This window comes from Streptomyces sp. CAI-85 (assembly GCF_013363615.1).
Taxonomy (GTDB): domain Bacteria; phylum Actinomycetota; class Actinomycetes; order Streptomycetales; family Streptomycetaceae; genus Streptomyces; species Streptomyces antibioticus_B.
Genome location: NZ_JAANNX010000049.1, coordinates 14,248 through 38,741 on the forward strand (window position 1 = coordinate 14,248; position 24,494 = coordinate 38,741).

Sequence of the window (24,494 nt, forward strand, 5' to 3'; positions counted from 1 at the left end):
CGCATCCGCCCGACCACCCCCAGGGGGATCCATGACCGCTCACCCCGCCCCGACGACCGCCCCCGCCCCCGAGGGCACGTTCCCCGCCCCCGAGGGCACGTTCGACCACCGCATGACCGTCTGCGGCACCGACGAGGACTTCGTCGCCGCCGCCCTCGCCTTCCTCGCCGAGGGACTGGCCGCCCCCGACGAGCCGCCGCCCCTCGCCATCGCCGCCCCCGACAAGCTGGACCTCCTGCGCGACGCCCTCGGCACCGGCGCCAAGGACGTCGGCCTGGTCCCGCACACCGACTGGTACACCGGCTCCGCCGCCAACGCCGTGGCCCGCGCCGCCCGTCACCTCGCCACCGACGCCGGCCCCGGCGGCCGCTGCCACCTCCTGATGGAACCCGTGTGGAACGGCCGCGCCGGACGCTCCCCGCGCGAGAGCGCCGAGTGGATCCGCTACGAGGCCCTCGCCAACCTCCTCTTCGCCCCCACCGCGACCACCGCGATGTGCGTCTACGACACCCGCACCGCCGGATCCGTCGTCATCGAGGCGGCCCGCCGCGCCCACCCCGGCAGCGGCGTCTACACCGACCCCGCGCGGATCGCCGTCGAGCTGGACGCCGTACCGCTGCCGCCCGTGCCCGCCGAGGCGGAGCTGCTGCCCGAGCCGGTGCCGGAGGCCGTGCGCGGCTGGGCGGCCGCGCGCGGGCTGGGCGCCGCCGACGCGGACCTGTTCGCGGCGGCCGTCGCGGAGGCGGCCGCCCTCGGCCCCGTCACCGGCGCCCTGCTGTGGGGCGAGGCGCCCGGCTGCGTCTGCGAGGTGGGCCTCGCCAGGCGCTTCGACGACCCCCTCCTCGGGTTCGTGCCGCCCCCCGGCGCCGACGCCCCGGCACCCGGCCAGGGCCTGTGGTTCGCCCGTCAGGTGTGCGCCTACGTCGACCTGCGCGCCGCGGCCGGCGGGGGCACGTCCGTACGGCTCCAGTACGGATGAGCGCCGCCGGTCGCCCGAAAGGATCACGGGCGGGTACGGAAACGGGTAGTCCTCCCCGTGCGCCACGGGATCCGGCGGGGCAGGCTGACCTCATGCTGCGAATCTCCGGGGGCGGCCCCCTCCCGGACCCCCACCCTCAGTACGGCGCATACCCCCAACCGCCCTTGGGAGCGGGACATTCGAGCGCCGAGTACGAGCCCTGGCCCACCGCCGTCCGGGCGGCCCGCGCACAGGTGCGCGGGCAGCTCGAACGGTGGGGTCTCGCCGACCGGGGCGATCTGGTGGACACGGCCGAGCTGCTGGTCAGCGAGCTGGCCACGAACGCCGTGCTGCACTCCGCGAGCCGCTTCCGGCTCACCCTGTCCGCCGCCCACGGCACCCTGCGCTGCGAGGTCGCCGACACCGGCCGCCGGGTCCCCGAGGTGCGGGCGGCCGGCGGCGGGGAGAACGGCCGCGGGATGTTCCTGGTGGACGCGCTCGCCCGGCACTGGGGCTGTCTGCGGGACGGGCAGGTCAAGACGGTGTGGTTCGAACTCGGCACGTGCGGGTGCGCGCACCGGTGCGAGCCGGCGGAGTGCGGCACCGGCGCCGGCACCTGATCAGTCCTCGTCGCTCGTCCAGCGGGCGCCGAGCGCGATGTCCCGGAGCTGATTCATCGTCAGGGCGGGCTCCGCGCGGGTCGCGTCCTGGTTCTGGTCGCCCGTGTTGAAGGCGCTGACGACCACCCGCAGCCCGTCCTTGCGCAGGGTGTCGACGGTCCACATGACGACATCGGCGCCGGCCTTCTCGCCCGGCACCTGGTGCGTCACGATCAGCGTGCCGTCGTCCAGGATCTCGGCGCCGCCGAACAGCTCCCGGGAGAGGTCGGACATGCCCGGCTGCACGTTCACCTGCACCAGGCTCGCGCCCTTCCCGTCGTCGAGGACGAACGAGCCGAACCCCTCCTGACTGTCGGCGGCCGTCCGGTCGAGCCCCTTGGGCAGCAGCAGGGCCAGCTTGCGCATCACCACGGTGGCGGGCATCTGTGCGGAAGGACCCGACCCGGCGGAGGCCGGCTTCTCCGGCACGGGCAGGGAGGCGATGATCCCGCGCCACACCTCGGCCCCGGCCACCTTCTTCAACTGGGCGACACTGAGCGGCGGTTCGGGCCGGCTGACGGGCTCGCCCTTCTCGGCGGGCGCGTTCCACTCCAGGAGGCTCACGCGGTATCCCTCCGGGGTGACCAGGTCCGCGCCCCACGCCTTGGTGTCCTCACGGCGGTCGGGATACTCGTAGCCCTGGTAGACGGTGAGCGCGGAGCCGTCGGACAGCACCTCGGAGGTGCAACTGTCCATGCCTCCCTGGCCGTTCTCCTGCTCGTTCTCCTGACCGTTCTCCGGGCAGGGCAGCACCAGCGCCCGCGGATCGATCGGCTCGTCGCCGTCCGCGGTGATCCGGTCCAGGCCCAGGGAGAGCGCACCCGGGCCCTCGCCGTCGTCGAACACGCCCGTCACCAGCGGCGGCAGTTCGCCGTCCGTGCCGCGGGTCTCGCCGGCGGTGAACGTCCCCTCGGGGAGCAGCTCGCGCAGCGTACGGACCAGGTCGTCGCCGGAGACGGTCTTCTTCTCGGCCGTGCGGTCGCCCGAGGCGAGGGAGGCCGGGCGGGTGTCGGGCGTGTGGTCGTCCGGCAGGATCAGCGCCCCGCCCACGCCCACCAGGGCGAGGGCCGCCGCGCTGCCGACGACCGCGGCGCGGCGCTGCACCTGCATCCGCCGGCCGCGCCGGGCCCCGGCGGCGGTGAGTTCGGTGCGGGGGGAGTCGAAGGAGCCGCCCGCGCGGTGGAGGGCGTCGGAGAGCCGGCTCTCGAAGGGGTCGTCGTTCTGGTGCGAGGGCATGGTGAACCACCGTTCCACGAGCGGGTGATGAGGTGAGGTGTCAGGGGGCCCAGGGCGAGGGCTCAGGGCCGGGCGTACTCGCCGACGTCCTCGCCGAGCAGGTCCCGCAGCCGGGCGAGGGCGCGGGTGCAGCGGGTGCGGACGGCGGCGGAGCTGGCGTCGAGGGCCTTGGCGGTCTCCTCGACGGAACGGTCCTCCCAGTACCGCAGGACCACGACCGCCCGGTCCTTCGCGGGCAGCCGGGCCAGGGCCTGGAGCAGGGTGAGCCGCAGCGTGGTGTCGGAGTCGGCCCCGCCGCCGTCGGACACGTCCGGGAAGGCGTCCACGGCCCGTTCCCGGCTGCTGCGGCGGCGCCGGTGGGCGAGGAAGGTGCGGGTCAGGACGGTCTGCGCGTAGGCGGCGGGGTTGTCGGCGCGGGAGACGCGCCCCCAGCGGACGTACACCCTGCCGAGGGTCTCCTGGACGAGGTCCTCGGCGAGATGCGTGTCCCCGGCGGTGAGCAGACAGGCGGACCGGTACAGGTGTCCGGCGCGCGCCGCCGCGAACTCGGCGTACTCGTCGGCGCGAGCCTGTCTCATGCGTGGTCCCCCCGGAGTCCGTGTGCGCGTCGCCCTTCACCTCATCGATGCGGTGGGCCCCCGGAAATGTTTCAGGGGACGGGAAATCGGTGTGCGGCGGGGTCGGGGTAGGTTTCCGGTGTGACAGCCCAGCCCCCGCCGCCGCCCGGCTTCGGCCCGCCCCCGCCGCAGTACCTCGCCGAGGGGCCGCAGTACCTCCCGCCCGGCGGGGCGCTGCCCGAGTTCCTGGCCGTGGACCGGCGCGACTCGATCGTCGTCGACGCGTCGGGCGTGGCCTTCGAGATGTACGGCATCGCGGTCGAGTTCACCTGGCCCGAGATCCGCAGCGTCCACTACAAGGCGAGCGACGACGCCAAGTCGCTGATGGTCGCGGTCGTCCATGTGGACGGCCGGGTGTACGAGGGCGTGGTCCGCGCGAAACCGAGGGAGCGGCTGCGGGCCTGGTTCACCCAACTGGCCTGGGTCCTCGGCTACTACCGCCCGACCGGCTGACCGGCACGCGGACGGCCGCCCGGAGCCTGGTGGGGTCAGGTCCCGGACGGCCGTCGAAACGCGGTCTCCGTAAAGGGAGTTACGGCAGCGCGTGCACGTGCGGACCCACCGCGTTGGACCACGCGTTGCCCGCCGTCGCGTCCCAGTTCGTGGACCAGGTCATCGCGCCCCGCAGGTCGGGGTACGTGCGCGAGGGCTTGAAGGAGCCGCAGTTCGTGCCCTTGGCCAGGCAGTCGAGGGCGTTGTTGACGATCGTCGGGGAGACGTATCCGCTGCCCGCGCCGCGCGTGGAGGCCGGCAGGCCCAGGCCGACCTGGGACGGGGCGAGTCCGCCCTCCAACTGGATGCAGGCCAGCGCGGTGAGGAAGTCCACCGAGCCCTGCGAGTAGACCTTGCCGTCGCAGCCGAGCATCGAACCGCTGTTGTAGTACTGCATGTTGACGACCGTGAGGATGTCCTTCACGTTCAGCGCGGTCTGGAAGTAGGCGCCCGAGGTCGACTGCATGTCGATGGTCTGCGGCGCCATCGTGAGGATCATCGACGGGCCCGCCTGCGCGGACAGGGAGCGCAGCGCCTGGGTCATGTAGGTCGCGTTGAGACCGTTCTCCAGGTCGATGTCGACGCCGTCGAAGCCGTACGTCTGCATCAGGGAGTGGACCGAGTTCGCGAAGTTGGTCGCGGAGGCGGAGCTGTTCACCGCGACGGTGCCCGTCTCGCCGCCCACCGAGATGATGACCTTCTTGCCGGCCGCCTGCTTGGCGCGGATGTCGGCCTTGAACTGGTCGACGGTGTAGCCGCCGAGCCCGGCCGAGTCCAGGTTGAAGGTGACCGCGCCCGGGGTCGCCGTCGCGTCGGCGAACGCCACGGCGATGATGTCGTACTGGGCGGGGACGTCCGAGATCTTCTGGACGGTCGCGCCGTTGTTGAAGTTCTGCCAGTAGCCGGTCACGGCGTGCTTGGGCAGCGAACCGCCCCCGCCGCCCCCGCCCGCCGTGGTCGTCCCGGTGACCGCCGCCGACTTGACCGACTCACCGGCCGCGTTGGTCGCCGTCACCTGGAAGCTGTACGACGTCGACGCGGCGAGCCCGGTCACGGTCGCGGAGGTGCCGGTCACCGCCGTCACCTTCGTGCCCGCGCGGTAGACGTTGTAGCCGGTCGCGCCGGAGACGGCGTTCCAGGCCAGGGAGACGGATGAGGACGTGGTGCCGGAGACGCTCAGGCCCGCCGGTGCGGCCGGGATCGTGGGCTCGGGGTCGCCGCCCCCGCCGCCGTCGGGGCCGAACACCGAGATGTCGTCGGCGTAGTAGGCGGCCTGGCCGTACCAGCCGTGCGTGTAGACCGTCACGGAGGTGGTGGAGGAGCCGGTGGTGAAGCTGGTGGTGAGCTGCTTCCAGGAGGCCGAGTCGGGCGTCCAGGTCGAGACGTCCGTGGTGCCGGTGCCGGTCACCCCGAGGTAGGTGTAGCCGCCCTGCACCCAGGCGCCCAGCGAATAGGTCGAGTTGGGCTTGACGGCCACGGTCTGGGAGCACCGGGCGTTGTCCTGCCCGGCCGGGGTGGCCTTCAGCGCGCCCGCGCCGCCGTGCGTGGGCGAGGAGACGGTCGTACCGCTGCCCGCCGAACAGGTCCAGTTGGCGAGGCCGGACTCGAAGCCGGCGTTCTTGACGTTGTTCACGTCCGCGGCGGACGCCTGAGCCGCGCCCGCCAGCGTGAGGGCCAGTGCGGCGGTCACCGCGCCCGACCACAGCCGTGTCGATCTTTTATGTGGGGACATGACAATAAGTTGGTCCAGACCAATTTAATTGTCAAGAGATCCGTATGTGGAGAGTCGGTGTGCGCAACCTGCCCCGGTTTGCCGTGACTTGCGAGAAGAACAGTTGCCTACCAGCTACGGAAAGCTGTTCTCCGGCCACAGGGCCGTGGATACAGTGCTGACGTAGTCACGCAATGAAGTCACCCCGGCGCACCGGCGTCACCCCGGTGGGCCGGACCGCGGAATCGGGGAGCTGCGCGTGCCAACTGCCGTTGCCGTGACCGGCGCCGACCTGGCGCTGCCGCCGCAGGACGAACGGACCCTGCCCGCCGCCGTGCTCGACGGCCTGGACCGCCTGCCGCTCGACCAGGCCCTGGCCGCCGTCCAGACCCTCGTCGAACAGCACGGCCATGTGATCGTCGTGTACTCCCGGGCCACACCCCCGGCCGTGGCACAGCGGCTGCACACCATCCGCGCCCTCCTGGAGAGCGACCGCATCGCGCTCTTCCGCCCCGACCTGCCCCCGCTCGGAGTCGCCGTCCTGGCCCGCCAGTTGCGCCAGCTCGCCTCCTGCGACCTCGGACCCGGCGTGCTCGCCTCGGCCGGCCGGCTGCTCACCCACTACCTCCACGCGGGCGCGCTCCTCGGCTCCGTCGCCCGGCTGGACCGGGTGCCCGTCGTCGGCCTGACCTCGCACGCCCGATCCTGGGTCCCCGGCAGCCAGTTCGCGGTGCTCGCCCACCCCCAGCCCACGCTGGTCAAGGCCGGACCCGAGGTCACCCTGCCGGGACCGGAGTTCGGCACCTGGCTGCTCGTGGGACGCGGCCAGCTCCCGTCCGACTGGGTCACCGGCACCCTCGCCCCCGCCTGGAAGGTGCAGGGCCTGCGCGAGACCGAGGCCCCCGCCGAGTCCGCCGCCTGGTGGGGCACCGGCAGACTCGTCGAGTTCTGCGCCTACCTGCCCGATCTCTCGGTCCTCTACCAGTTGGTCGCCTCGGTCCGGCGCGGCGTCTGCCACTGGTGCGGCATCGACGTCATCGGCGACCGCTGCGTCTTCTGCTCCGCCACCCCGCCACCGCCCTCCGAACTCAACGCCCGCCCCGTCCGCCCCCATCGCGCCCTGACCACCGGCTGAACCACCCGCCCCACCGCACCGCCCCGCCGTCCCGTTCCCGCCCGACCCGACCCCCAACGAGGTTGCACGGTTCATGAACTCCCGTCAGCGCCGCGGCGTGATCCTCCTGCTCCTGTCGGTGTTGTGCGCCCTCGGCGCCTTCGCCGGTGTGCTGTCCGTCATGGACGACGTGAACTCCAAGGTGGGCCCCGAGGTCACCGCCTACGAGCTGCGCTCCGACATCGCGCCCTACACCGCCCTGAACGCGGGCCAGTTCAAGAAGATCAGCATGCCGGAGCGCTGGCTGTCGGAGAACGCCGTCACCGACCTGGCCGCCGTCCGCGGGAAGATCGCCGTGACCACACTGAAGAAGGGCTCCCTGCTCCAGAGCGACATGCTGGTCGACCGGCCCGCCCTGCGCCCCGGACAGCAGGAGGTCGCCATCATGATCGACGCGGCGACCGGCGTCGCCGGCAAGATCACCCCCGGCTCCTCGGTCAACGTCTACGCCACCTTCGAGGGCGCCCGCGACAGCGCCCCCGACCAGTCGAAGATCATCGTCACGGGTGCCCGGGTCCTCGACGTCGGCGAGCTGACCGCCCTGCGGCCCGACGCCGACGACCGCGACCGCTCCGCCACCGAGGCCGTCCCCATCACCTTCGCGCTCTCCGCCCTCGACGCCCAGCGCCTCACCTACGCCGAGTCCTTCGCCAAGCGCGTCCGCCTCGCGCTCGTCGCCCCCGGCAGCAGCGCCTCGGTCCCCGACCAGGACCGTACGTACGAACTCGCCACGGACAAGTGAGAGGCCGCCGCCCATGCCCACGAGGATCCTCCCGGCCGTCGGCGACGCGGACGCGGTCCGTGCCCTCACCACCCTGCTCAGCCAGCTCCCCGACGCCGAACCCGTGGCCCCCGTCGGCGACTCCACCCAGCTCGTCGACACCCTTGCCCGGCTCGCCGCCGAGTCCGTCGACGAACTCCCCGAGGTCGTCGTCGTCCACGAACGCATCGGCCCCGTCCCCGCCCTCGAACTGGTCCACGAGGTCGCCCTGCGCTTCCCGGCGGTCGGCGTCATCCTCGTCACCACCGACGCGGGACCGGGTCTCTTCCAGGCCGCCATGGACGCCGGCGCCCGCGGCCTGGTCACCCTCCCGCTGAACTACGAGGAACTCGCCCACCGCGTCCAGGCCGTCGCCCAGTGGTCCGTCGGCGTACGACGCCATCTCGGACACGGCGGCGACGTGTTCACCGGCGCGGGCGGCACCGTCGTCACCGTCAGCGGCGCCAAGGGCGGTGTCGGAACCACCCTCACCGCGGTCCAACTCGCCCTCGCCGCACAGGCGTCCGGCCGGCCCACCGCCCTGGTCGACCTCGACCTCCAGACCGGCGACGTCGCCTCCTACCTCGACGTCCAGTTCCGCCGCTCGGTCGTGGACCTCGCCGCCATCACCGACATCTCGCCGCGGATCCTCGCCGAGGCCGTCTTCCGCCACGACAGCGGCGTCGCCCTCCTGCTCGCCCCCGCCGAGGGCGAACGCGGCGAGGAGGTCACCGACCGTGCCGCCCGCCAGATCGTCAGCGCCCTGCGCTCCCGCTACGAGGTCGTCGTCGTCGACTGCGGCGCCCAGCTCGGCGGCGCCGGCGCCACCGTGGTCGAACTCGCCGACACCGCCCTGCTCGTCACCACCCCCGACGTGGTCGCCGTCCGCGGCGCCAAACGCGCCGTCCGCATGTGGGACCGGCTCCAGATCCGCAAGGCCGAGGAGACGACCGTCGTCGTCAACCGCCACACCCGTACCACCGAGATCCAGCCGCCCCTCATCCAGCGGATCACCGGTACCGCCGTCGCGGCCACCGCGATCCCGGCGAACTTCCGGGAACTCCAGGCCGCCGTCGACGCCGGCCGGGTCCACGACCTCGACGGCAAGGGCGCCGTACGGCAGGCCCTGTGGGCGCTCGCGGCCGAACTCGGCCTGGTCAAGGCCCCGGAGACCGCGCTCGAACGGCGCGGGGGGCGCGGCCGGGACCGGGGCGCGGGCGGACTGCGCAGGCGGAAGGAGTGAACGCCGTGAGGCGACGCCGAGCACGGGAACGGGTCCGGGTCTGGGGCCTGGGGCGGGTCCGGGATCGCTTTCGGAGCCAGGTCCGGCACCAGGTCCGGGACGGGGGCCAGGTCACCGTCGAGTTCCTCGGCATGACCCCGCTGATCATCGTGACCCTGGTCGTGGTGTGGCAGTTCGTGCTCGTGGGGTACACGTTCACGCTCGCGGGGAATGCTGCCGACGAGGCGGTACGCGCGGGGACGGCCGCGCCGCCCGGGGGACGGGCCGCCGCCTGCCAGGAGGCCGGCCTGAGCAAGCTGGGCGACGCGTGGAGGGGGAACGCCGAGGTGACCTGCGGCGGTGCCGGTTATGTGACGGCCGACGTCACCCTGCGCGTCCCCGTGCTCTTCCCCGGCCTGATCGACTTCCCGTTCCCGGTGCACGGCCACGCCGGCGCCGTCGAGGAGGACGACGGTGACTGACATGGCGTACACGAGCCGCCGAGGGCGCGCCCGCCGGGGCGACCGGGGTCAAGTCGCCCTGGAATACCTGGGGTTCCTGCCGCTGCTGCTGCTGGTCGCCCTGGCCGCCGTCCAGCTCGGGATCATCGCCTACACCGCCCAGCAGGCCGGCACGGCCGCCCGCGCCGGCGCCCGCAGCGCCTCCCTCGACGGGGACACGCAGGGCGACTGCGCCCGCGCCGTGAGCAGTTGGCTGGACGCGGCCTGCGCCGAGGCCGCCCTCGGCGACGAGGTCCGCGTCACCGCCGAGATCACCATCCCGTCCGTCGTGCCCGGCATCGGGGACTTCGGCACCGCCCGCAAGACCGCCACCATGCCGGTCGACCACTGACGTCCAGGAGAAGGAAGCGGACATGAGGAGGAACCGGAGATGAGTCTGCGGTCCCGCATCACCTCCCCCGAGGAGCAGAGCGGCCGGGGCGAGGACGGCCGGCTGGTCTCCTCCTACCGCGCCAAACTGCTGGAGGAGATCGACCTCGCCGAGATGAGTTCGCTCGCCGCCGCCGAACGCCGCGCGCGGCTGGAGCGGGTCCTCGGGCACATCATCAGCCGCGAGGGCCCGGTGCTGTCGACGGGCGAGCGCACGCAGTTGATCCGCCGGGTGGTGGACGAGGCACTCGGCCTCGGCATCCTCGAACCGCTCCTGGAGGACGCGTCGATCACCGAGATCATGGTGAACGGCCCCGACGCGATCTTCGTCGAACGGGCGGGCCGCGTCGAGCAGTTGCCGCTGCGCTTCGCCTCCCACGAGCAGTTGATGCAGACCATCGAACGCATCGTCTCCACCGTCAACCGCCGGGTCGACGAGACCAATCCGATGGTCGACGCCCGGCTGCCGTCCGGCGAACGCGTCAACGTGATCATCCCGCCGCTCTCCCTGACCGGCCCCATCCTCACCATCCGCCGCTTCCCGCGCTCCTTCACCCTCCAGGAACTGATCGGCTTCAACTCCCTCGACGAACCGATGCTGTACCTGCTGGCCGGGCTGGTGCAGGCGAAGTTCAACGTGATCGTGTCCGGCGCCACCGGCACCGGCAAGACCACCCTCCTCAACGCCCTGTCCGGACTGATCCCGGAGGGCGAACGCATCATCACCATCGAGGACTCCGCCGAACTCCAGCTCCAGCAGCCGCACGTCGTCCGCCTGGAGTCCCGCCCGCCGAACGTCGAGGGCAACGGCCGCATCACCATCCGCGACCTGGTCCGCAACTCCCTGCGGATGCGCCCCGACCGGATCGTGGTCGGCGAGGTCCGCGGCGGCGAGTCCCTCGACATGCTCCAGGCCATGTCCACCGGCCACGACGGCTCCCTCGCCACCGTCCACGCCAACAGCGCCGAGGACGCCCTGACCCGGCTTCAGACCCTCGCCTCCATGTCCGACGTCGAGATCCCCTTCGTCGCCCTGCACGACCAGATCAACAGCGCCGTCGACGTGATCGTCCAGCTCACCCGGTTCGCCGACGGCGCCCGCCGGATCACCGAGATCGCCCTGCTCGACAGCCACGGCGGCGAACCGTACCGGCTGGCCACCATCGCCCGCTTCAACGCCCGGCCGATGACCCCGGACGGCCGGATCCACGGCGCCTTCGCCCACTTCCCGCTGCCGCGCCGCACCGCCGACCGCCTCTACATGGCGAGCCAGCCCATCCCGCCCGCCTTCGGCGTCGCCCGGGACGCCCTCGAACTCACCACACGGGAAGCCCGGTAGGAGTCATGGACCTCGACGACCTCATCACCCTCACCACCGGCGCCACCCTGCTGACCTGCCTCCTGGCCGTCGCGGGCGTGCACCTGTACGCCAAGGGCCGCGCCCAGCGGGCCGCGTTGGTCGAGCGGCTCTCCTACACCGGGCAGGAACCCCTCACCGGCCGCCGGCGCCGCTTCCGCGACCTGGACCGCAGGCTGCGCCGCACCGCCGCGGGCCGCCGTCTGGAACGGAAACTGGCCGCGACCGGACTGGACGTCACCCCGGCCGAGTTCGTCGTCGCCATGCTCGCCGTCGTGGCGGGACTGTGGCTGGTCGGCCATGCCGTGCTGGCCCCCTTCTTCGGCCCGCTCGCCGGACTGCTCGGCGTCTGGGCCGCCCTCCAGTTCCTCAACTGGCAGCGCCAGAAACGCATCGAGCGGTTCATCAACCAACTCCCGGAACTGGCCCGCATCCTGGCCAACGCCACCCAGGCCGGCCTCGCCCTGCGCACCGCGGTCGGCATGGCCGCGGACGAGCTGGAGGCCCCGGCCGGCGAGGAACTCGCCAAGGTCGCCAACCAGTTGGCCGTCGGCCACTCCATGGACGACGCGCTCGGCGAACTCGCCGACCGGCTCCCCTCCCGCGAACTCGTCGTCCTCGTCACCACGTTGGTGCTCTCCAACCGGGCCGGCGGCCAGGTCGTCGGCGCGCTGCGCAACCTCACCGAGACCCTGGAGGAGCGCAAGGAGACCCGGCGCGAGGTCCGCACCCAGCTCTCCCAGGTCAGCATGACCTCGTACGCCGTACCCGTCCTGGGGGTGGGCGCGTTGTTCCTCATGGACAGCGTCTCCGACGGCACCCTCGACCGGATGACCGGCTCGACCGTCGGCCAGGCGTGCGTCGTCGTCGCCTTCGGGCTCTACGCCGTCGGCTTCGTCCTCATCCGCCGTATGTCCCGCATCGACGTCTGACCGGAGGAGGCCGGACCGTGGAACTGCTGCTCGCACTCGTGATGGGCCTCAGCGTCTGGGGCGTCTTCGCCGGGATCCGGATGTACCGGGCCGACGTGAAACTCCCCAGCGACCTGGTGCTCGCCCTGGAGGTCGGCGCGACCCGCACCGGCGCGGTCGGCTCCCTCGTCGACCGCCTCGGCATGCGCTACGCCCCCGCCGTGCTCCGCCTGATGGGCCCGAAACAGGTCGCCCGCTACCGCCGCCGCATCGACCTCGCCGGCAACCCCGGCGGCCTCACCATCGACCGCTACGCCGCCCGCCGCGCGGTCTACGGCGCGATCGGCGCCGTCGGCGCCCTGGCCGCGCTCCTCCAGGGCAGCTTCCTCGTCGCCCTGCTCATGCTGGCCTTCGCGGCGTTCTGGTCCGAGGTCGGTATCTGGTCGGCGATCCGGGTCCGCAAGGACGCCATCGAACGCACCCTGCCCGACTTCCTCGACGTCCTCGCCGTCGTCGTCAGCGCCGGCCTCGGCTTCCGCCAGGCCCTCGACCGGGTGGCCTCCAAGTACGAGGGCCCCTGGGCCGACGAGATCCGCATCACCCTGCGCCAGATGGACCTCGGCGTGAGCCGCCGCGAGGCGTTCGAGGAACTGCGCCGCCGCAACGACTCCGAGCAGGTCGCCATGTTCGTCACCGCGCTCCAGCAGGGCGAGGAACTCGGCGCGCCGATCGTCGACACGCTCGTCGCCATCGCCAAGGACATGCGCCGCACGGACGCCCAGAACGCCCGCCGCAAGGCGGCCCGCGCGGTCCCCAAGGCCACGCTGATGATCACCACGTTCATGGTCCCGGCGACGATGCTGCTGCTCGGCGCGGGGATGCTGCTGGGCTCCGGCACGGACTTCAGCTCGATCACGGGGGAGTAGGCGAGGGGGATGGCGGTGGGGACGGTGACGGTGGACGACGGTGGTGGCGGTGGGGTCCCGGTGGCGGCTGCCGGCCCGGTGGAAGCTGCCGGCTTGTCGGAGGTCGGACACTCGGCCACGGGGGAGACGCCCATCCCGCTCCAGGTGAACGCGTTGCAGGCGATGTGCCGGCAGGTCTTCGGCTTCCGCCTCGCCATGATCGCCGTAGCCGCCCCCGCCGCCCTCCTCAACGCCTCCCCGGGCCTGGGCGTCCGCCTGGTCGGCGCGGCCGTCGTCGTCACGTTCATGGGCTCCTACGTCCTCTTCCGCGACTGGGAACGCTTCGGCCCCCTCCTCCTGCGCCACCCCGCCCTGCTCGCGGCGGACACCGTCCTCGGCACTCTGCTGCTGGTCTCCGCCGGCCCCGACACCACCCTCGCCTACGTCAGCGTCTGCACCCCGCTGCTGGCCGGCATCGTCTACGGCTGGCGCGGCGCCGCCTGCTTCGCCTCCCTGGAGTCGCTGATCCTGCTGCTGGTCCACACGACCCTGGAACAGGGACCGGCCGTGGGCCTCGCCGAGAAACTGCTGCTGCCCGGCCTGTGCGTGATCACCGGCGCGGTGGGCTCGACCCTGCGCGGTCTGATGCTCCGCTTCGGCGAGGCCACGCACGCACTGACCGCCGTACGGGCCAGGCTCGCCGTGACCGAGGCGCTCGCGGCCGAACGCGCACGCCTGGCACGGGAGATGCACGACTCCGTGGCCAAGACCCTGCACGGCGTGGCGCTCGCGGCGGACGCCCTGGCCCGCTCGGCCGACCTCGACCCGGCGGCGGTACGGCAGCACGCCGAACTCGTCGCCCGCTCGGCGCGCAGGGCGGCGGCGGAGTCCCGCGAACTGCTGACGGACCTGAGACGGGAGCCGGGAGGGGACGGGCAAGGGGTCGACGGAGTGGACGTCCTCCCCGAACTGGCGGCCCGCACCCACGACTTCGCCGACCGCACCGGGCTGCCGGTGACCTACCGCGCGATGGGCGACCGTACGACGCTGCCCCTCCCGCCCACCGTCGCCCGCCAGCTCCTCACCATCACCGCCGAGGCGATGGAGAACGCCCACCGGCACGCGGCCCCCACCCGGGTCGAGGTCAGCGCCGGTGTGCAGGGCGAGCTGCTCACCCTCAGCGTCCACGACGACGGCCGGGGCCTGCCACCCGGCACCACCCTCGAACACCTGCGCCGCACCGGCCACTTCGGACTGGTCGGCATGGTGGAACGCGCGGCGTGCGTGGGCGCGCGGATCCGTATCGGCGCGGGATCCGACGCGCGGGGCACGGAGGTAAGACTCGAACTCCCCCTGACGGCGCTGTGACATGAGGAGAGGAAAGGAGGCCACCGCCCGATGACGACCGAGAACGCACCCCTGCCGAAGACTCCGTCCGTGCGGGTGGTCGTGGCGGACGACAACCCGGTGGTGCGGGCGGGTCTGACCGCCCTCCTCTCCGGACGCGAGGACATCACGGTCGTGGCGGAGGCGGCGGACGGACACGCGGCGTACGAGGCCGCGGTCCACCACCGCCCCGACGTGATCCTCCTCGACGTCCGCATGCCGGGCGTGGACGGCCTCGCGGCCCTGCCGCACCTCGCCGGACTGGCCCCGGTCGTGATGCTCACCTACAGCGACGAACCGGAGATCGTCCAGGAGGCCCTGCGCCGCGGCGCGGGAGGCTACCTGGTCCACGGTGAGTTCACGGTGGACGAACTCCTGTCCACCGTCCGGGACGCGGTGCGCGGCCGGGCCCACTTCAGCCCGACGGCGGCGACGGCGGCACTGGCCCAGATCCGCGATGCAAACGCGAGTGCACACGGCGCAAGATCCTCAAATCCCCCACCCTCTCTCGATTTCACGAAACAGCTTTCGCAACTGCAATCATCTGTGGGACATTCAAGAACGGGCGCTTCCGCGAGGGAGGGGTTCCGGCTCAGCGCGAGGGAGGCGGAGATCATGGACCACATCGCGTCCGGCATGAACAACCAGCAGATCGCCGCCGCCTGCTTCATCAGCGAGAAGACGGTCAAGAACCACATCAACCGCATCTTCGCCAAGCTTCACAGCAGCAGCCGCGCCGAGGCGGCCGCGAAGTGGCTGGGCACGGCGGTGACCTCATGAGCCCCCGCAACGCCCCCGTCTGGGCCCGGATTTGGGCCCACGGACCCTCGCCCCGACCCCCCGGCATCCCGTACCGTCCTCGGGCCACTGCCTCAGACCGGGAGGAACCCCATGAGCGACCTGCTGCTGAAGACCGCCGTCGCGGCCAAGGTCCGGGTGAGCGGCTGGACCGAAACGACCACCACGGCAGCCCGCCGCCGCGCCCGCGCCCGCGCCACGGGGGGCGACAAGGGGCAGACGGCGGTGGAGTATCTGGGGATCATCGCGGTGGTGGTGGCGATCGTGGTGTTGATCGCGAACACGAACCTGGGACAGACGATCGTGGACAAGCTCAGGACGCAGATCTCCAAGGTGGCCCCCTGACCCGACTCCGCAACGGCGGGCACGGCGACGCAGGGCAGGCTTTCCCCATCTACATCACGGTGGTGGCGGGCCTGCTCTTTCTCGCGTTCGCGTACTTCGCGGTGGGCCAGGCGGCGGTGAACCGCAACGGCGCGCAGACGGCGGCCGACGCGGCGGCACTGGCGGCGGCGCAGGAGACGAGAGACGAACTGGCCGACCTGTGGGCGCTGGATGTCCGGGACCCGGCGAGATGGCAGGAGATCTTCGACGGGGTCGGCGGGCACAACGAGTGCTGGCGCGCGGAACAGCTCGCGGCGATGAACGACGCCGGGAACGTCGCGTGCGTGCCTGACGGCCTCCTGGAATACGACGTCACCGTGCAGGCGAACAAGTCCGTCGGAACGTCCGTCGTGCCGGGCACGGAGGGCAGGCGGGCGCATGCCTCCGCCACGGCCGTGATCGAGCCGCTGTGCACGTTCGAGCCGCCGGCCGAGGACGGCGAGGACCCCGAGGGCGGTGAAGAGGGTGACGGCGAAGCCGAGGAGCCAGTGGTCCTCCCACGGCTCACCTGCGACGGGGTCGACTGGGAACTGGACCCGGAGGACCTCACCGATCTGCCCGGACCCGAGGACCTCTTCGACGTCCACCTGGCCAACGGCTGACGAGCGAACGATGAGTGGAGAAGGAAGCGGAGTGATGAGCATGCGGTTCACTGGGCAAGCCCGCAGGGGGATGGTCGCGTTGGCCGTCGTGGCCGGGCTCGCTCTCGGCTCGGCCGCGTGCGGTGGCGGGGGTGACGACGACGGCAAGAAACCGGGGAGTTCGTCGTCCACGCCCGGGACCGGTGGATCGCAACCCGACGCGCAGGAGGGCCAGTCCGCAGAACCGCTGGCCGAACTCAAGGGCCCGAGCGGCCTTCTGCTCCAGCTCACCTCCGCCCTGCGGGACTCCGGCGGCTTTGTCACGGTGAACGGCTTGCTGAAGAACGACAGCGGCACGGAAGCCGTGATCCCCTCCGCGCTGAGCGGGAACGAGACGGAGATCATCAACAACGGGCTGTCCCTCGGCGGAGCCACCCTCGTCGACTCCAAGAGCAAGAAGCGGTACTACGTCCTGCGCGACACGGAGGGCCGCCCGTTGACGACGACCGGCTTCTCCACGCTCAAGGCCGGTGAATCGATCGACGTGTTCCTCCAGTTCCCGGCCCCGCCCGCGAGTTCCACGGACGTCACCTTCTCACTGCCGCTGTTCCCCAGCGCGGTCATCAAGATCTCCGGGTGAGGACGCCATGACCCCACGTCTCACTCTGGCGATGGCGACGGCCACGGTCGTGATCGTCGGCCTGGCGCCCGCGGCCCGGGCGGACACGAGCCCCAGCGTGCCCCCGGGCACCGAACCCACGGCCACCGCGCCGGTGGAGGTCGACCCCAACGACCCCGACCTCAAACTCCCCGAGGGCGGCACCCTGGCCGAGCCGAAGGTGCTCGACATCAAGCAGGTCGTGGAGGACCAGGCCGGCGAGGAACGCCGTGAGGACACCAACGCGGACGTGACGTTCGCCCTCCAGGCGGAGGTCCTGTTCGGCAAGGACAGCGCGAAGCTGGGCGCGGCCGCGAAGGCCCGGATCGCGGTGATCGCCGACGAGATCAAGAAGCAGAACACCACCCTGGTGCGCGTCTTCGGCTTCACCGACAACCTCGGCTCCTCCGCCCACGGCGACGTCCTCTCCAAACAACGCGCCGACGCCGTACAGACCGAACTCTCCGCCGACCTCAACAACCCCAACATCACCTTCGAGGTCCGCGGCTACGGCGAGCAGTACCCCATCGCCGACAACTCCACGGAGGAGGGCCGCAAGAAAAACCGCCGAGTGGAGGTCACGTTCCCCAGGACAGCAAGCTGACCAGACCTCAGCCGTTCTCGAAGCGAGGGAGCTCCTGGGGAAAGTCGACCGAGCCCTTGCACCCGGCCAACTCGTACGCATGCCGAGTGAGTTGATAGGCGAAATCGCTCAGGGCTTGGTGCAGATCGTGTCCCGTGGTCCGACTCTCCCCGAGGACCCGCACCTCGGCGACCAGGGCGTACGCCTGTGTCGCCTCGTCCGCTTCTCTTCCCTTGGGGACACAGGGGACATAGACGCTGGCGAATTCTTTCCGGGCGAGGACGTCGATTCCGTGTGACGATGCTCGCTCCGGGGCCTCTTTTGATTTCCCGCTATAGGACGTGTAGTACTTCTTCCAGGTGCTTCGGGAGGAGTCCTCGACCTGCACTTCGCCTGACAGGATGGAATCATCGCCGGCGTAGACATGGCAACCGAACAGGAAGCCGTCTCCCGATCCGTGAGCTTCCGCCCCTTCTTCTGCCGTCCGCGAGTCCGGCAGTACACGGATCACCGTATCCCTCTGGACACTTCCGTCGCATACGGCAGCGGGAAGCCGGTCGAGCCCTTCGGTGAAGATTTTCTGATACGAGATCCAGCCGCCAACTGCAATGGCCAGGAAGGCAGCGCAAAGCGCCGACACTCTCACGTTCCTACGCATGGGGAACATCCTCTCGTCCTGCTACACCCGGACCTCCACCCGTTCTCCCGCCCGCACCCCCCACCCCGCCATCGCCCCCGCAGCCGCCTCCAGGACGTGGCGGGACCGCAGTCGGGGCAGGCCCAGGCGGCCCGGGGGCATGGTGCGGATGGCCAGTACGGTCAGGCGGTGGTCGAGGTACGCGACGTCGATCGGTATGCGCATGCGGAACGTGTGGATGCTGTTCGCGGGGGACAGGAGCAGGGCGCCCTCCACCGAGTCGCGTCCGAGCAGGCCCTTTGCGCGGGCCCGGTAGGACGTCGCGATCTCCAGGGGGATCCGTGGGCCGGTCTCCCCGCCCACGACGAGTTCTCCCCGTCCGTCCTGCCAGCGCGCCATGCTCCGTCTCCCCTCGGTCGTCTCAGTACTCTCGGCACGTTAGCGAGCCGGGACACGAAGAGGTGGGCGTCGTATGCGGAAGGTCGTCTTGATGATGGGGGTCTCCCTGGACGGATACATCGAGGGCCCCGACCGTGACATCTCCTGGCATGTGGTCGACGAGGAACTGCACCAGTACTTCAACGACACGATCAGCGAGATGGGCGCCCTGCTCGGCGGACGCGTCACCCATGAACTCATGGCCGCCTACTGGCCCACCGCAGACGCCGACCCGGACGCCTCCCCCGTCGAGGTCGAATTCGCGCGTATCTGGCGGGACATGCCGAAGTACGTGTACTCGCGGACGCTGAAGAGCGCCGACTGGAACACGACCGTCGTCCGGGAGGTCGTCCCGGAGGAGGTCGAAGCCCTCAAGAAGCAGCCCGGCACCGGCGACTTGTGCCTCGGCGGCGCCGACCTTGCCGCCGCATTTCTCTCTCACGGCCTTGTCGATGAGATCCACCTCAGCGTCCATCCCGTGCTCATCGGCCAAGGCAAGCCCCTCTTCCCCGACACCGACGCCCTGACCCCGCTCCGACTCCTCGAGACCCGCCGCTTCGGCAATGGCGTGGTGCTGCTGCGGTACGCGGTCGAGCGCTGACCGGCGCCGTTCACGCATGTGGCCCCGTCGTGACCTTGTCGATCACCAGTTCCGGTGTCGCCTCCAGGATTTCGCCGATGCGTTGCGTGCGGTCCGTCAGTTCCCGCACGTGGCTTGCCGTCAAGGGGGTCAGGGGTTCCACCGTCACCGTCGTGCGGTTGCCTCGGCGGCGTTGGTGCCAGACTCCCCTCACCTCGCCGTCGATCAGTAGCACCGGGTAGGTGCCGGCCTGGCCGGAGGACAGGGCACGGTGCCAGGCCGGACCCGGGTACAGCCGTTCCCGGGGCTGGGCGGCGATTGCGTATGCGTCGAAGTAGGGGAGGAGTAGCGCACCCTGCAACTCCTCTGTGGAGGCTGGGAAGTGCGTGTCTCCCGCCGCCACCCACGCCGGGGTGTCCTCCAACAGGACCTCCTCCACCTCGCCCTCCGCCGCGAGGCGAGTGAAGAGCGCGGTGGCCCATGAGGAAGGTGCCGCCAGCCATCTGGCGAAGTGGTGCGGGGTCGCCGGGCCGTAGGCGGTCAGGTAGCGGAGGGCCAGGCGTCGTAGGGCCTCCTCCCGGGGGAGCGGGGTGAAGTGCGGCGGGCGGGTGTACGTCACCTTGCGGCTGCGGTTCGGGCCGAAGCACAGGGCGCCGGACTGGCCCGCCCGGTGCAGGACCTGCCGCCAGCGCGGCCAGAGTTCCTGGAAGGCCGGCATCACCAGGTCGCCCGCCCAGGGGCCCGTGCGCGCCACCACCTCCTCGCTCAGCTCCTCCACCGTCAGGAACGTGTCTTCCAGAGCCTCCCCGATCGCCCTCACCACCTGTTCCGCCTGGTCCTCGGTGAGCCGGATGTCGGGCGGGAAGGTGTTCGGGCCGTCCGGGACCGCGGTCAGGGCCGCCGTCCACAGGGGGAGTTCGGCCGTCGGGAGCAGGTGGACCGTGCCGCGTGGGCCGTGGGTACGGACCAGGGACCCGTCCTCCCACAGGGCGGCTCTCACGTCCGCCCGGGTGAGGCCCTCGGTGCGTACTCCGATCGACAACTCCGCCGCCGACGGCACCTGCGCGTGCGCTCCGAGCATCGCTCCGGCCACCTCCGCGACGGTCGGCTCGGGCAGGAACTGGCGTCGGAGGCGCCGTGCGGAGGCCGCCCGCCAACTGATCCTCGAAGTCATGGCGTCGACGGTAGGACGGGGAGGGGGCAGGTTCCGTCCTAGATCGACGGTCATCATCTTCGCAATGGGTGTGATTGCGGGCATTTCGTCATCTAACACCCGCCCCCTTCGCAGAGTTTCCACATCGTTATCGCTACCGCTTCGCATCCCGTGTCAGCCTCACGTAAGTTCATGTCCAGGCAATTCGCGTGAGCAAAGCTGCGTGGACGTCACCGCGCAGTGGAGGGGGCTGCGCGGTGTCGTCCGCGTCCGGTCCGCGTCCGGTCCGCGTCCAATCCAGGCCCCTCCCGGGCCCCGTTCGCGTCAAGTCCGCGTTCCTCGTCGGATTAGCCCTTGAGGGGGATGTGAGGGGCATGGGGTCCGTGTCGCCCCTGTCGTGTCGAAACCTCCGCTTTATCGAGCGGGGGGCGTCGTTCCCCTGGGATTCCGTCGTGTTTCGGCCATGAACCACCTATGAATCATGCCTTGCCCGGTCATCACGGCGTCGCCGGACGACTCCGGAGAGTAGTTGTGGCGCGCCGATGTACGCGGCATCACTTACGAAGGGTTATGGTGGAAACCCCCCCTCGGGCCGGTCCGTCTCCCCCCCACGGACCGGCCCGTTTTTTGTGCCCACCCGCGGCCCCGCTCCCATCTCCACCCGAGCTCCACCCGGCACCCCACCCGAGGCTCCACCCGGCACCCCACCCACGGCTCCACTCGGCACCCCATCCGCGCCTCCACCCGGCTCCCCCACCCCCACCCCCACCCCCCACCCCCCCCCACCTGTGTCTCAGCTCACCCCGCTCAACGCCCCAGCCCCCGCAGGGGTAGGCTTCGCCGTCGTCGGGGACCGCACCGCACGGAGGGGCTGACAATCACGTGAACCTGCGCGACAAGCTGCGCGGCCTTCTGGTCAGGCTGTACGCACGCCGGGTGGAAGGTCACCTGGACCACGCTCAGGTGCCCAAGCACATCGGCGTCATCATGGACGGCAACCGGCGCTGGGCGAAGGCCGCGGGTTCCACCACCGAGCACGGCCACCGCGCCGGTGCCGACAAGATCGAGGAATTCCTCGGCTGGTGCACCGAGACCGACGTCGAGGTCGTCACCCTCTGGCTGCTGTCGACGGACAACCTCGACCGCCCCGCGGAGGAACTGGTCCCCCTCCTCGGCATCATCGAGGGCGTCGTGCGCACCCTCGCCGCCGACGGCCGCTGGCGTGTCCACCACGTCGGCACCCCCGACATCCTCCCCGACCATGTGCAGACCGCGCTGAAGGAGGCCGAGGAGGGCACCGCGCACGTCGACGGAATACTGGTCAACGTCGCCATCGGCTACGGCGGCCGCCAGGAGATCGCCGACGCCGTGCGCTCGATGCTCCTCGACGCGCAGGAGCGCGGCACCTCGATCGAGGACCTCGCCGACTCCGTCACCGTCGATCTGATCGGCCGCCACCTCTACACCGGCGCCCAGCCCGACCCCGACCTGGTCATCCGCACCAGCGGCGAACAGCGGCTGTCCGGATTCATGCTCTGGCAGACCGCCCACTCCGAGTACTACTTCTGCGACGTCTTCTGGCCGGCCTTCCGCAAGGTCGACTTCCTGCGCGCCCTGCGCGACTACGCCGCCCGTCACCGTCGTTACGGCGGCTGACACTCCCCGGGGCCCCTCAGGACACCCCACCGACTCCACCGTCCCCACGCGCCGTGCGACGCCCGCGCGCCGACGACGTGACGCCGTAACAAGGAGTTCACCGGCGCGCCGTCATATGCCGTGGCATGGTGGCGCACGTTAGAGGGCATAAGGCAAGCAGGTCGACGCCCGAACCACGGGTGTCGGATCTCAGCGGGCGGCACGGGGCCGTCCGCCCGGGAGGCCCTTTGCACCAGCCCGACCGTGCGGTCACGGCACGGAAGAAGCAGTGGGGGGCCGGTCCCCGGCCCGTGCATCGGGGCCGTCGACCGGTCGGGTTCGTCCCGCCCTCCCGGTCCAGCTTCCGCTCCGTCGCTCCCCGACCTCATCCGAGGGGGTACGTCCTTCCGTGGTGACCAGCACAAAGCGCCGTATGCCAGACCGGCGCACCTATGTTCTCGACACCAGCGTCCTGCTGGCCGACCCGAACGCCATGACCCGCTTCGAGGAGCACGAGGTCGTGCTCCCCATCGTCGTGGTCACGGAACTGGAGGCCAAGCGGCACCATCCCGAACTCGGCTACTTCGCCCGGCAGGCCCTGCGGCTGCTGGACGACTACCGGGTGAAGTTCGGTCGCCTCGACGCTCCCATCCCGATCGGGGAACTGGGCGGCACCGTCCGTGTCGAGCTCAACCACTCGGATCCCAGCGTGCTGCCGTCCGGCTACCGCCTGGGGGACAACGACTCACGCATCCTCGCGGTCGCCCGCAATCTCCAGGCCGAGGGGTTCGACGTCACCGTCGTCTCGAAGGATCTCCCGCTCAGGATCAAGGCGTCCTCGGTCGGTCTGCTCGCCGAGGAGTACCGGGCCGAACTCGCCATCACGGACGCCTCCGGCTGGACCGGAATGTCCGAACTGACGCTGCCCGGCGAACAGGTGGACGTCCTCTTCGAGGCCGGACACGTGTATGTGCCGGAGGCCGCGGAGCTGCCCGTGCACACCGGGCTCACGATCCAGTCGGAGCGCGGCAAGGCGCTCGGCCGGGTCACCCCGGAGGGCAACGTCCGGCTGGTGCGCGGCGACCGCGAGGCGTTCGGCATCAAGGGCCGCAGCGCCGAGCAGCGCATCGCGCTCGACCTGCTGCTCGACCCGGACGTCGGGATCGTGTCGATGGGCGGCAGGGCCGGCACCGGCAAGTCGGCGCTGGCGCTGTGCGCGGGCCTGGAGGCGGTCCTGGAGCGCCGTCAGCACCAGAAGGTGATGGTCTTCCGTCCGCTGTACGCGGTGGGCGGGCAGGAGCTGGGCTATCTGCCGGGCTCCGAGGCCGAGAAGATGAGCCCCTGGGCGCAGGCGGTCTTCGACACGCTGTCCTCGGTCACCAGCCGGGAGGTCATCGAGGAGATCACCGCCCGCGGCATGCTGGAGGTGCTGCCCCTGACGCACATCCGGGGCCGCTCCCTGCACGACGCCTTCGTGATCGTCGACGAGGCCCAGTCGCTGGAGCGCAACGTCCTGCTGACGGTGCTCTCCCGGATCGGCGCCAACTCACGGGTCGTTCTCACCCATGACGTGGCACAGCGGGACAATCTGCGCGTCGGCCGCTACGACGGTGTCGTCGCCGTCGTGGAGAAGCTGAAGGGGCATCCGCTCTTCGCGCACGTGACGCTGAACCGCTCCGAAAGGTCCCAGATCGCCGCGCTTGTGACCGAAATGCTGGAGGACGGGCAGATCTGATCCTGACGGCACAACTTCATATGCTTTGAGCAACACTTGGCGCCGTCCGGCAAAGGCTGTGAGCCTAGCCGGGCGGCGCCGGTACATGTGGGAGTTTCGCGAAACAACCTGGGTCCCGGCAGGTGTGAGCTTTCACACGTAACCCGGAATTGCCTTGCGGTGTCGGGGTGCGGCAGAGTCTCACTCCTGTCAGGCCCCGCATACGGCACACCTGTACCCGCACGGGTACGGAACCGCACGTGCACCACCTTCAACTCCATAGCGTCGCCGTATGCCGCCCGAGCTTCACGCGGCGCTCCCCCTCGGGGAGTTGCCCACCGGGCCCGCGCCTCCCGTGACCCCGCAGTTGGGAGGCCAGCGTCCAGGGGCACGATTGCGTCCGCCAGGGTCACCGAAGCGGGCGATGCTGGAAGGAAACCGTGTGAGCCGGATCTCGGTCCGGGGATTCGCAGTGGCCTCGGCCACGGCGGTCACCGCTGTCGGAAGCGTCGTCGGCGTTGCCTCGGGCAGTGTCGCGCAGCCCAACGACGCAGAGGCGACGGCGAGCGACGCGACGCTCCTCGCTGACATACCTGTGGGCCAGCAGGCCCAGGTGCAGACCGCGTACCTGGCGCAGCAGGCCGACGTCCAGGCCATCGTCGCCGACGAGGGCGCCAAGAAGGACGCCGAGGCGGCGGCCCGCAAGGCGGCCGCGGAGAGCGCGGTCGCGAAGAAGGAAGCCGCGGAGAAGGCCGCCAAGGAGCGCGCGGAGGCGAAGGCCAAGGCGAGCCGCAGCGCGGGTGACTTCCCCGTCCAGAGCTCCTACAGCATCTCGCAGATCCAGGCGATGGCCTCGCAGATGGTGCCGAGCGGCCAGTTCCAGTGCTTCAGCAACATCGTGAACCACGAGTCGAGCTGGAACTACCAGGCCGTCAACCCCTCCTCGGGCGCCTACGGTCTCTTCCAGGCGCTGCCCGCCGGCAAGTACGCCTCCGCGGGCGCCGACTGGCGCACCAACCCGGCCACCCAGATCAAGTGGGGGCTGAACTACATGA

General features: G+C 71.1%; 27 protein-coding genes. 21 read left to right on the forward strand and 6 right to left on the reverse strand.

The window, feature by feature from the left end; translation table 11 throughout:
- Window positions 1–31 precede the first annotated feature (31 nt).
- Window positions 32–979: an MEDS domain-containing protein gene (locus tag G6W55_RS29950; RefSeq protein ID WP_175523890.1), complete on the forward strand. Its 948-nt coding sequence runs from the start codon at window positions 32–34 to the stop codon at window positions 977–979.
- A gap of 164 nt (window positions 980–1,143) precedes the next feature.
- The gene (locus G6W55_RS29955) at window positions 1,144–1,578 is read left to right on the forward strand and encodes an ATP-binding protein (protein WP_254876499.1); all 435 of its coding nucleotides are present in this window, start codon (window positions 1,144–1,146) and stop codon (window positions 1,576–1,578) included.
- Here G6W55_RS29955 and G6W55_RS29960 read toward each other — a convergent pair whose 3' ends face one another.
- Together G6W55_RS29960 and G6W55_RS29965 are read right to left on the reverse strand one after the other, a co-directional pair.
- A complete protein-coding gene (locus tag G6W55_RS29960; protein ID WP_175523892.1) occupies window positions 1,579–2,853 on the reverse strand; it encodes a hypothetical protein in 1,275 nt (424 codons plus the stop codon). It lies immediately after the preceding gene.
- A gap of 62 nt (window positions 2,854–2,915) precedes the next feature.
- A complete protein-coding gene (locus G6W55_RS29965; RefSeq protein WP_175523893.1) occupies window positions 2,916–3,431 on the reverse strand; it encodes a SigE family RNA polymerase sigma factor in 516 nt (171 codons plus the stop codon).
- Window positions 3,432–3,551: 120 nt separating this feature from the next.
- Between G6W55_RS29965 and G6W55_RS29970 the strand changes: the two genes are divergently transcribed.
- A complete protein-coding gene (locus tag G6W55_RS29970; RefSeq protein ID WP_175523894.1) occupies window positions 3,552–3,923 on the forward strand; it encodes a hypothetical protein in 372 nt (123 codons plus the stop codon).
- 79 nt (window positions 3,924–4,002) lie between these two features.
- Here G6W55_RS29970 and G6W55_RS29975 read toward each other — a convergent pair whose 3' ends face one another.
- Entirely contained in the window at window positions 4,003–5,694 is a 1,692-nt protein-coding gene (locus G6W55_RS29975) for a chitinase (protein WP_175523895.1), read from the reverse strand.
- Window positions 5,695–5,932: 238 nt separating this feature from the next.
- Between G6W55_RS29975 and G6W55_RS29980 the strand changes: the two genes are divergently transcribed.
- The 14 genes from G6W55_RS29980 (at window position 5,933) to G6W55_RS30045 (ending at window position 17,303) form a co-directional block, all read left to right on the forward strand.
- On the forward strand, window positions 5,933–6,808 hold the full coding sequence (locus G6W55_RS29980; protein ID WP_175523896.1) for a hypothetical protein: 876 nt from the start codon (window positions 5,933–5,935) through the stop codon (window positions 6,806–6,808).
- Between the two features lie 73 nt (window positions 6,809–6,881).
- Entirely contained in the window at window positions 6,882–7,589 is a 708-nt protein-coding gene (gene cpaB, locus G6W55_RS29985) for a Flp pilus assembly protein CpaB (RefSeq protein WP_175523897.1), read from the forward strand.
- Window positions 7,590–7,602: 13 nt separating this feature from the next.
- The gene (locus tag G6W55_RS29990; RefSeq protein ID WP_175523898.1) at window positions 7,603–8,850 is read left to right on the forward strand and encodes an AAA family ATPase; all 1,248 of its coding nucleotides are present in this window, start codon (window positions 7,603–7,605) and stop codon (window positions 8,848–8,850) included.
- Window positions 8,851–8,981: 131 nt separating this feature from the next.
- The gene (locus G6W55_RS29995; RefSeq protein ID WP_175523914.1) at window positions 8,982–9,311 is read left to right on the forward strand and encodes a pilus assembly protein; all 330 of its coding nucleotides are present in this window, start codon (window positions 8,982–8,984) and stop codon (window positions 9,309–9,311) included.
- A gap of 1 nt (window position 9,312) precedes the next feature.
- Window positions 9,313–9,681 carry a TadE/TadG family type IV pilus assembly protein gene (locus G6W55_RS30000; RefSeq protein WP_175523899.1) on the forward strand — a complete coding sequence of 123 codons (369 nt, stop codon included), beginning with the start codon at window positions 9,313–9,315 and terminating at the stop codon, window positions 9,679–9,681.
- A 39-nt stretch (window positions 9,682–9,720) separates the two neighbouring features.
- Complete coding sequence (locus G6W55_RS30005) at window positions 9,721–11,058, forward strand: CpaF family protein (RefSeq protein ID WP_175523900.1); 1,338 nt, start codon at window positions 9,721–9,723, stop codon at window positions 11,056–11,058.
- Window positions 11,059–11,063: 5 nt separating this feature from the next.
- The gene (locus G6W55_RS30010) at window positions 11,064–12,008 is read left to right on the forward strand and encodes a type II secretion system F family protein (RefSeq protein ID WP_175523901.1); all 945 of its coding nucleotides are present in this window, start codon (window positions 11,064–11,066) and stop codon (window positions 12,006–12,008) included.
- 17 nt (window positions 12,009–12,025) lie between these two features.
- Window positions 12,026–12,913, forward strand: coding sequence for a DUF5936 domain-containing protein (locus G6W55_RS30015; RefSeq protein WP_175523902.1), 888 nt, complete (start codon window positions 12,026–12,028; stop codon window positions 12,911–12,913).
- Window positions 12,914–12,922: 9 nt separating this feature from the next.
- The gene (locus G6W55_RS30020; RefSeq protein ID WP_375372485.1) at window positions 12,923–14,260 is read left to right on the forward strand and encodes a sensor histidine kinase; all 1,338 of its coding nucleotides are present in this window, start codon (window positions 12,923–12,925) and stop codon (window positions 14,258–14,260) included.
- 30 nt (window positions 14,261–14,290) lie between these two features.
- Window positions 14,291–15,058 carry a response regulator transcription factor gene (locus G6W55_RS30025; RefSeq protein WP_175523903.1) on the forward strand — a complete coding sequence of 256 codons (768 nt, stop codon included), beginning with the start codon at window positions 14,291–14,293 and terminating at the stop codon, window positions 15,056–15,058.
- Window positions 15,059–15,169: 111 nt separating this feature from the next.
- Window positions 15,170–15,421, forward strand: coding sequence for a Flp family type IVb pilin (locus G6W55_RS30030; protein WP_175523904.1), 252 nt, complete (start codon window positions 15,170–15,172; stop codon window positions 15,419–15,421).
- Window positions 15,418–16,062 (forward strand): pilus assembly protein TadG-related protein, encoded by a 645-nt coding sequence (locus tag G6W55_RS30035; RefSeq protein ID WP_175523916.1) that lies wholly within the window; start codon window positions 15,418–15,420, stop codon window positions 16,060–16,062. The genes G6W55_RS30030 and G6W55_RS30035 overlap by 4 nt, the downstream gene beginning before the upstream one ends.
- A 34-nt stretch (window positions 16,063–16,096) precedes the next feature.
- Window positions 16,097–16,681 (forward strand): hypothetical protein, encoded by a 585-nt coding sequence (locus tag G6W55_RS30040; protein WP_175523905.1) that lies wholly within the window; start codon window positions 16,097–16,099, stop codon window positions 16,679–16,681.
- 7 nt (window positions 16,682–16,688) lie between these two features.
- Complete coding sequence (locus G6W55_RS30045) at window positions 16,689–17,303, forward strand: OmpA family protein (protein ID WP_175523906.1); 615 nt, start codon at window positions 16,689–16,691, stop codon at window positions 17,301–17,303.
- Window positions 17,304–17,310: 7 nt separating this feature from the next.
- On the opposite strand, the gene G6W55_RS30050 is transcribed toward G6W55_RS30045, so the two are convergent.
- A complete protein-coding gene (locus G6W55_RS30050; RefSeq protein WP_175523907.1) occupies window positions 17,311–17,940 on the reverse strand; it encodes a hypothetical protein in 630 nt (209 codons plus the stop codon).
- 21 nt (window positions 17,941–17,961) lie between these two features.
- Window positions 17,962–18,318: a DUF192 domain-containing protein gene (locus G6W55_RS30055; RefSeq protein ID WP_175523908.1), complete on the reverse strand. Its 357-nt coding sequence runs from the start codon at window positions 18,316–18,318 to the stop codon at window positions 17,962–17,964.
- A 73-nt stretch (window positions 18,319–18,391) separates the two neighbouring features.
- Between G6W55_RS30055 and G6W55_RS30060 the strand changes: the two genes are divergently transcribed.
- Window positions 18,392–18,958, forward strand: a complete 567-nt coding sequence (locus tag G6W55_RS30060; RefSeq protein WP_175523909.1) for a dihydrofolate reductase family protein — start codon at window positions 18,392–18,394, stop codon at window positions 18,956–18,958.
- A gap of 10 nt (window positions 18,959–18,968) precedes the next feature.
- Here G6W55_RS30060 and G6W55_RS30065 read toward each other — a convergent pair whose 3' ends face one another.
- A complete protein-coding gene (locus tag G6W55_RS30065; RefSeq protein WP_175523910.1) occupies window positions 18,969–20,111 on the reverse strand; it encodes a winged helix DNA-binding domain-containing protein in 1,143 nt (380 codons plus the stop codon).
- An 861-nt stretch (window positions 20,112–20,972) separates the two neighbouring features.
- Here G6W55_RS30065 and G6W55_RS30070 point away from each other — a divergent pair.
- The 3 genes from G6W55_RS30070 to G6W55_RS30080 form a co-directional block, all read left to right on the forward strand.
- A complete protein-coding gene (locus tag G6W55_RS30070; protein ID WP_175523911.1) occupies window positions 20,973–21,746 on the forward strand; it encodes an isoprenyl transferase in 774 nt (257 codons plus the stop codon).
- Between the two features lie 388 nt (window positions 21,747–22,134).
- Entirely contained in the window at window positions 22,135–23,460 is a 1,326-nt protein-coding gene (locus G6W55_RS30075) for a PhoH family protein (RefSeq protein WP_030783682.1), read from the forward strand.
- 421 nt (window positions 23,461–23,881) lie between these two features.
- On the forward strand, window positions 23,882–24,494 hold a 613-nt coding region (locus G6W55_RS30080; protein ID WP_175523912.1), incomplete at its 3' end, for a transglycosylase SLT domain-containing protein.

Coding starts and splice junctions, on each gene's coding strand:
- G6W55_RS29995 (WP_175523914.1), top strand. CDS start 8,982: ATGACCCCGCTGATCATCGTGACCCTGGTCGTGGTGTGGCAGTTCGTG.
- G6W55_RS30000 (WP_175523899.1), top strand. CDS start 9,313: ATGGCGTACACGAGCCGCCGAGGGCGCGCCCGCCGGGGCGACCGGGGT.
- G6W55_RS29990 (WP_175523898.1), top strand. CDS start 7,603: ATGCCCACGAGGATCCTCCCGGCCGTCGGCGACGCGGACGCGGTCCGT.
- G6W55_RS30040 (WP_175523905.1), top strand. CDS start 16,097: ATGAGCATGCGGTTCACTGGGCAAGCCCGCAGGGGGATGGTCGCGTTG.
- G6W55_RS30010 (WP_175523901.1), top strand. CDS start 11,064: ATGGACCTCGACGACCTCATCACCCTCACCACCGGCGCCACCCTGCTG.
- G6W55_RS30025 (WP_175523903.1), top strand. CDS start 14,291: ATGACGACCGAGAACGCACCCCTGCCGAAGACTCCGTCCGTGCGGGTG.
- G6W55_RS29965 (WP_175523893.1), bottom strand. CDS start 3,431: ATGAGACAGGCTCGCGCCGACGAGTACGCCGAGTTCGCGGCGGCGCGC.
- G6W55_RS30065 (WP_175523910.1), bottom strand. CDS start 20,111: ATGACTTCGAGGATCAGTTGGCGGGCGGCCTCCGCACGGCGCCTCCGA.
- G6W55_RS30020 (WP_375372485.1), top strand. CDS start 12,923: ATGGCGGTGGGGACGGTGACGGTGGACGACGGTGGTGGCGGTGGGGTC.
- G6W55_RS30030 (WP_175523904.1), top strand. CDS start 15,170: ATGAGCGACCTGCTGCTGAAGACCGCCGTCGCGGCCAAGGTCCGGGTG.
- G6W55_RS30005 (WP_175523900.1), top strand. CDS start 9,721: ATGAGTCTGCGGTCCCGCATCACCTCCCCCGAGGAGCAGAGCGGCCGG.
- G6W55_RS29960 (WP_175523892.1), bottom strand. CDS start 2,853: ATGCCCTCGCACCAGAACGACGACCCCTTCGAGAGCCGGCTCTCCGAC.
- G6W55_RS29950 (WP_175523890.1), top strand. CDS start 32: ATGACCGCTCACCCCGCCCCGACGACCGCCCCCGCCCCCGAGGGCACG.
- G6W55_RS30055 (WP_175523908.1), bottom strand. CDS start 18,318: ATGGCGCGCTGGCAGGACGGACGGGGAGAACTCGTCGTGGGCGGGGAG.
- G6W55_RS29975 (WP_175523895.1), bottom strand. CDS start 5,694: ATGTCCCCACATAAAAGATCGACACGGCTGTGGTCGGGCGCGGTGACC.
- G6W55_RS30060 (WP_175523909.1), top strand. CDS start 18,392: ATGCGGAAGGTCGTCTTGATGATGGGGGTCTCCCTGGACGGATACATC.
- G6W55_RS30045 (WP_175523906.1), top strand. CDS start 16,689: ATGACCCCACGTCTCACTCTGGCGATGGCGACGGCCACGGTCGTGATC.
- G6W55_RS30050 (WP_175523907.1), bottom strand. CDS start 17,940: ATGCGTAGGAACGTGAGAGTGTCGGCGCTTTGCGCTGCCTTCCTGGCC.
- cpaB (WP_175523897.1), top strand. CDS start 6,882: ATGAACTCCCGTCAGCGCCGCGGCGTGATCCTCCTGCTCCTGTCGGTG.